This is a genomic window from Paenibacillus sp. NPDC058177 (assembly GCF_042883835.1).
Classification (GTDB): Bacteria; Bacillota; Bacilli; order Paenibacillales; family Paenibacillaceae; genus Paenibacillus_AQ; species Paenibacillus_AQ agri.
The window spans coordinates 20,778-27,113 of sequence record NZ_JBHVVB010000015.1 but is presented as its reverse complement, the minus strand read 5'-3'; the positions used below and the strand labels follow the sequence as shown (position 1 = coordinate 27,113).

The following is a 6,336-nucleotide window of genomic DNA, read 5'->3' as shown; positions in this document are numbered from 1 at the left end:
ACAACGAACAGATACATTGGCATTTATGAAGTAGACAGCAATAACAAGGTGGTATCGTTCAAGCTGATCATACTGACCGCAGGCGATATTAAGGTACCTGCTCCAGTGACTGCTCCAACATTGCCAGCATCGCCACTGCCGGGAACCAATCTGAATACAACGAAGGTGACGACATCCGTAGGAGCGGGTAATCACCTCGTGACGAAAGTCTCCTCCAGTCTAATCCCTACACCAAATGTAGGGGATGCAGCGCCCACGGGAGCGGGAGTAACGAATCCGTACACACCTGGCGAAGATATCACTGGCGTGGATGCAACAACGAACAAATACATTGGCGTGTATGAAGTAGACAGCAACAATAAGGTGGTAGCGTTCAAGCTGATCATACTGACCGCAGACGATATTAAGGTGCCGGCGCCAACGCAATATGTTGTTGATTTGTTGATTTATCCAAGTAATGAGCTGCTTCAAGTTGGAGCTAGCCAAGCTCTCGTTACAACAGCAGTATATTCTGACCAAAGTATTTTGGATGTGACGGATAAAGCTATTTATAGTACAACAGATCCTTCCGTAGCAACGGTTGATGATAGTGGTATTGTTACGGCTATATCTGAGGGAACCACCGTGATTACGGTGCAATATGACGGTAAGTCTGTTTCGGCAGTCTTTACGGTGCAAGCCGGTATCCCTGACATTAGACTGGATCTTACGGCTTCTCCAGCTTCTGTTGTAGGAGACGGACAGTCGATAGTTACACTGAAAGCCAGCGCTATACGTTTGGTAGATGGAAATCCTGTAGAGGGTAAGACCATTACGTTCCAAGGGATCGGAAACACTACGCAAACGGCTGTGACAGATGCAACCGGAACTGCGGTAGTGACCTTTACCGCGCCTGCTATTTCAGGGGTGTTACCTGTCCATAATACGATCACCGCCTCGGCTGTTGATTCGACAGGATTAATGGCGCAGACAAGCATAGCGGTCCATTATATGCCAGCTTCGGTTCATGGCGTTCTAACGGACAACACGACAGGCAAACCAATAGCAGGAGCGATTGTCTCCGTATCTACAGATTTTAACGGGGATGGAATCGTAGATTTCTCTCAAGAAGTAACAACTGGGGCGGATGGCTCGTACCAGATCTATGTGCCGCGGGGGAATTGGAACTATAGTATGAACATTCAAACCCCTGTAACCATTGGTAATCAGACGGTGATGTTAAATAAAACGCAAACTGCCCAAGTGGGGACTTTAAACGGAACGGAGCAAATTTTTACTGCTGCTAATAACATAAGTGGCCAGCTACTAATCGCGCAAACCGCCGCCGAAAACGGGAATCCGCAACCGACGATAGACAGTTTGTTTGGAGCCGGAAACGTCAGCGCTATTGTGCAAGGCGCAGGTGCAAATAACTTTAAATCACAGGTTGTACTCGATGCCAACGGCAGCTTTGATGTGAATAATGTACCGCAGGGACAATACATTGTTGCGTATCAGATTAAGGCTTCGGATGGAACAATTTTAGCCGGACCGACCGTAACCGTGAACGTGAATCAAAACGGGGAAATGAGCGTAGTGTACTCCTTGATTGATCCTTACGGCGTTGTTAAAGATGCGGTTACGGGTCAACCGGTAAGTGGAGTATCTATGAACCTGTACTGGGCGGATACTGAACTCAACAAGCAGAAGGGTCGTACTCCGAATACGCTTGTAGCCTTGCCGGAGTTGCCTAGCTTTGCACCTAATCAAAATCATAATCCACAAGTCACGGATGCAGCTGGAGAGTATGCTTGGATGGTATTCCCGGATGGAGATTATTACATTGTGGCTACTAAACCGGGATATGGCACGTTTAACACATTGACGGAGCAAACCAGTGTGACCCCTGATCCTGGTTCGGACAGCTATATCCAAAACGGAATCATTCACGTGGGTCAAAGCCTGGTGCAGTTCAGCTTCTCTATGCAACCGGTCAAGGAGTCGAACTCTGGCTCAGGCAATTCGGGAAGCACAGACAGCGGTAATGCGCGTAATAATGCGCCTGGAGACCTAAAAACAAGCAATGGTACACAAACGGGAGTAACCCTAAGCTGGACTCCTGTAACGGGAGCATCCTCTTACAACATTTATGATAACGGAAAGCTGATTGCTTCTGGAATTACGGGTACCCGTTATGAAATTACAGGGCTTGAGGCAGGAACAAAGCACAGCTTCACCGTGTCAGCTATCGTTGGTGGAGTAGAATCCAAACTATCAGAAAGTCTAACGTTTACGACACTGGGGATTCCTGTGAATCCTTCTGCACCTCAAGATTCACAGCATCATGAGAAGTACATCAATGGATATCCTGATGGTACCTTTAAACCGGCGAAGAACATAACCCGTCAAGAAGTGGCGGCTTTACTGTTCCGGGTCTTCCATCTTGCAAAATCCGAAACGGACGGCACGGCTTATTCGGACGTCTCTAGTAGCGACTGGGGAGCAGAAGAAATCGCGGCCGTGACGAAAGCAGGTATCATGAACGGGTATCCGGACGGAACATTCCGGCCAAATCAGCTCATCACGAGAGAAGAAATGGCAGGGATTGCGGCCCGCTTGAAGCAATTGCAAGGCAAGGGAGAGAACTCCTTCAAGGATATTTCGGGCAGCTGGGCTCGTGAGTCTATCAATTCGGCAACAGAAGCGGGTATTCTGAAAGGTTATGAAGACGGAACTTTCCGTCCGAAAAAGAACATGACACGCGCCGAAGCAGTCACGATGATTAATCGTCTGACGAGCCGCGGCCCGCTCGCCGGTGTAGTTATCCCTTCATGGTCTGATGTTAGTCCAAGTCACTGGGCATACGGGGATATTGAAGAAGCATCGGTAGATCACGATTACATCATTCAAGATGGTACAGAAAGAAGAGTAGAGCAGGAGAAATAAAGCTCGATTTCATTAATGGACTATACTGCCAAGCTCACCCGAGATGGCAGATAGTCCATTATTTTATGTTGCCTTTTCATTTTGTTATACTGAATGCAGCAACATATGAAAAGAGGGACCGGATTTATGTCGATTGTTAAGCCAAAAACGATTATTTTGGCCTCGTCTTCCCCGAGAAGGCAGGAACTGATCTCTTCCTTGGACCTACCTTATGAAGTAATAGTCAGTGATGCCGATGAAACGACGGAGCCGGGCTTATCTCCTGCCGAGATCGTAGAACAGCTATCCCATCGAAAAGCACAGGCTGTATACGAACGTTGTATAGCCGAAACGCGCTTCGAAACGGGCGGTGTTATTGTTGGCTCTGATACGATTGTAGTGCTGGGAGATACGGTGCTTGGCAAACCTAAGGATGCTGAGGACGCATACCGTATGCTGCAGTCTCTGCAAGGACAGACGCATCATGTTTATACTGGCGTTGCTGTCATTGATATACAGACGGACGAGCGGGATCATGCAACTGGCAGACCACTAGATAAGCCTGAGACCAATGAGACCCCAATGTACCTTGGAAAGACTGGTCAGTATCGTGTAACAGCCCTGTCAGCAAGCGGACAACCAGCGGCAATTGTCGGTCACACGGTTAGCCAGATTACGTTCAGACCTATGAGCGATGAGGAAATTCGGGCATATATAAACACGGGTGAGCCGCTTGATAAAGCCGGAAGTTACGGTGTGCAGGGGATAGGCTCGGTGTTCATCGAAAGAATCGAGGGTGATTTTTACAGCGTGATGGGTCTTCCCTTGAATTTGCTGTACCCGATTGTTTTGAAATTTGGGATGAGTCCGTTCCAATCGAAGTAAAGTATTTCCAAGCGAAGGTGTCAGTTATTGCTGCACCTTTTTTGCGTGTGTGAAGTGAAAAATCAACTGGTAAATGTTGTTTATATTCATTCCACTCTATGAGCGTTTATTTTAGGTTATACTTGCTTAGGAGGCACGATGAGTGTGGATGAAGAGGATGTTACGTCATACATTCAGGAAAGTTACAACAGGGCCATTCAGACCATGAGTGATGTGAGGATAGCAGCATCCGTGGGTGCACATTTGACAGACCAGATTTTAACCGCTTAAAATTGATAAATCAATAGAGAGCCGCCCTTTAATATTACTTTTCCTTCGGAAAATGAAAAATAAAGGAGCAAGGTTTCTAATAGACGATAATTATGACTCTTTCGCCTATGATGATTCAATGCTTGGAATAGAATCGTGGTATAATGAGTTGGATGTTAAGGGTATTCGTCGAAAAATCAAAGATATTATCAAATCTGGATGAACGACGTAACGATTAGAGGCGCATTAATCTTACATATGCGGAATGTGCTGGAGAGTCGGCCCAATAACCTGCTCCACTCATTACATCCTCGCCCCGAACGCTAATAGTTGCAATTAAGGCTTCAATGGATTGGTTTCACGTAAGTGGACAGAATCGAAGGCTGTTATTTTAACGTTATCGGACTGCCGTTGTCGCAGCTATTGGGACATGCTGTCCGAATTTGGCATAGCTGGCCCTGAATCGACAGGCAGAATAAAGGGAAGAGGGATCGGGATGGAGTCGCAAACATTTATGCTGCGGGACCTCCCCCATGAAGAACGACCAAGAGAGCGCATGATGCATTATGGGGCGGAATCGCTCAGCCAAGCAGAGCTGCTGGCCATTCTGCTGCGGACGGGAACACATCAGGAATCGGCTATTCATGTTGCGCAGAGAATCCTTAGCCAGGTAGGCAGCTTGCGTCAGCTGGCAGACCTTAGCATTAAGGAAATGACTGAAATCAAAGGCATCGGCCCTGCCAAGGCGGTGCAACTAAAAGCTGGCATTGAGCTTGGAAGGCGCATGGCGAATTCCCGGCTGACCGAACCGGTTATTATCCGCAGTCCTCAGGATGCGGCTGAGATTTTGACTGAGCAATTGCGTTACCTCCAGAAGGAGCATTTTGTCTGCCTGTTTCTCAATACGAAGAATCATGTTATTGCACAGGAGACACTGTCTATGGGCAGTCTGAATGCTTCCATCGTGCATCCCCGTGAAGTCTTCCGGGCAGCCATCAAGTGCAGCAGCGCTTCCATTATTTGTGCGCACAATCATCCTAGTGGTGATCCTACACCTAGTCCGGAAGATATTGCCCTGACGGGGAGATTGCTTAGAGCGGGAGAAATTGTCGGCATTGACGTTCTGGATCATCTCATTATCGGAGATAAAGGTTTTATTAGTTTGAAGGAAAAAGGTCATATGTAATAGAATTTTTAAGATTGACTAGGAAAAGGAGAATACAGCATGTTAGGTGGCTTTACGAAAGACTTGGGAATTGATTTGGGGACAGCGAACACGCTAGTCTATTTGCGCGGTAAGGGTATTGTGGTAAGAGAGCCTTCCGTTGTGGCTATAAATACGGATACGAAATCCATTGAAGCTGTAGGTGAATCTGCCAAAAAAATGATCGGCCGTACACCGGGTAACATCCGTGCCATCCGTCCGATGAAAGACGGGGTTATTGCCGACTTTGATACAACAGCTACAATGATCAAATACTTTATTCGTCAGGCACAGAAGCAGCGTTCCATGTTCCAGCGTCATCCGAACGTGATGGTCTGCGTTCCTTCCGGGATTACTGCTGTAGAACAGCGTGCTGTTGAAGATGCAACCAGACAAGCTGGCGCACGTGAGGCTTACATTATCGAGGAACCATTCGCAGCTGCAATCGGCGCGGATCTACCAGTATGGGAACCGACAGGTAGTATGGTGGTAGATATCGGTGGAGGTACAACGGAGGTAGCAGTTATTTCCCTTGGTGGTATTGTAACTAGCCGTTCCGTACGTGTTGCCGGTGATGAAATGGACGAATCCATTATCCAGTACATCAAGCGTCAATATAACCTGATGATCGGTGAGCGTACTTCCGAGCAGCTCAAGATGGATGTTGGTTCCGCGTTGCCGTTGGAAAAGACCGAAACGATGGAGATCCGCGGACGCGATCTCGTGACTGGTCTGCCAAAGACACTGACCATTACCTCTGATGAGATTTGCGAAGCATTGGCGGATACCGTAACTGCTATTATTGAAGCTGTAAAAGTTACCCTGGAGAAATGTCCGCCGGAGCTTGCTGCTGACATTATGGACCGCGGTATTGTGCTGACTGGTGGCGGAGCATTGCTGCGCAATTTGGACAAATTGCTAGCGCGCGAGACCGGCATGCCGGTTATTGTGGCCGAAAATCCGCTTGACTGTGTAGCGATCGGAACGGGCAAGGCCCTGGAGAACATTCACCTGTTCAAGAGCCGCAGTGGTTCTACCTTCCGCTCCAAGCGTTAAGATTGGACTGCTTGTGAACGTCAACCCTTGATAGGGGA

General features: G+C 47.8%; 5 protein-coding genes and 1 pseudogene. All 6 read left to right on the top strand.

The genetic code is table 11. The annotated features are described in order from the left end of the window. On the top strand, positions 1-2,925 hold a 2,925-nt coding region (locus ACFVU8_RS29840), incomplete at its 5' end, for an S-layer homology domain-containing protein (protein ID WP_387432165.1). 126 nt (positions 2,926-3,051) lie between these two features. After that, the gene (locus ACFVU8_RS29835) at positions 3,052-3,789 is read left to right on the top strand and encodes a Maf family protein (protein WP_387432164.1); all 738 of its coding nucleotides are present in this window, start codon (positions 3,052-3,054) and stop codon (positions 3,787-3,789) included. 138 nt (positions 3,790-3,927) lie between these two features. Continuing rightward, positions 3,928-4,059, top strand: a complete 132-nt coding sequence (locus tag ACFVU8_RS29830; RefSeq protein WP_379469943.1) for a hypothetical protein — start codon at positions 3,928-3,930, stop codon at positions 4,057-4,059. 345 nt (positions 4,060-4,404) lie between these two features. Beyond that, a pseudogene (locus ACFVU8_RS30015) lies at positions 4,405-4,492 on the top strand (septum formation protein Maf); the annotation flags it as partial. Positions 4,493-4,534: 42 nt separating this feature from the next. Further along, a complete protein-coding gene (radC, locus tag ACFVU8_RS29825) occupies positions 4,535-5,224 on the top strand; it encodes a RadC family protein (RefSeq protein WP_175369806.1) in 690 nt (229 codons plus the stop codon). Between the two features lie 39 nt (positions 5,225-5,263). Beyond that, positions 5,264-6,298: a rod shape-determining protein gene (locus ACFVU8_RS29820; protein ID WP_175369805.1), complete on the top strand. Its 1,035-nt coding sequence runs from the start codon at positions 5,264-5,266 to the stop codon at positions 6,296-6,298. Positions 6,299-6,336: the final 38 nt, after the last annotated feature.

Coding starts and splice junctions, on each gene's coding strand:
- ACFVU8_RS29830 (WP_379469943.1), top strand. CDS start 3,928: ATGAGTGTGGATGAAGAGGATGTTACGTCATACATTCAGGAAAGTTAC.
- ACFVU8_RS29820 (WP_175369805.1), top strand. CDS start 5,264: ATGTTAGGTGGCTTTACGAAAGACTTGGGAATTGATTTGGGGACAGCG.
- radC (WP_175369806.1), top strand. CDS start 4,535: ATGGAGTCGCAAACATTTATGCTGCGGGACCTCCCCCATGAAGAACGA.
- ACFVU8_RS29835 (WP_387432164.1), top strand. CDS start 3,052: ATGTCGATTGTTAAGCCAAAAACGATTATTTTGGCCTCGTCTTCCCCG.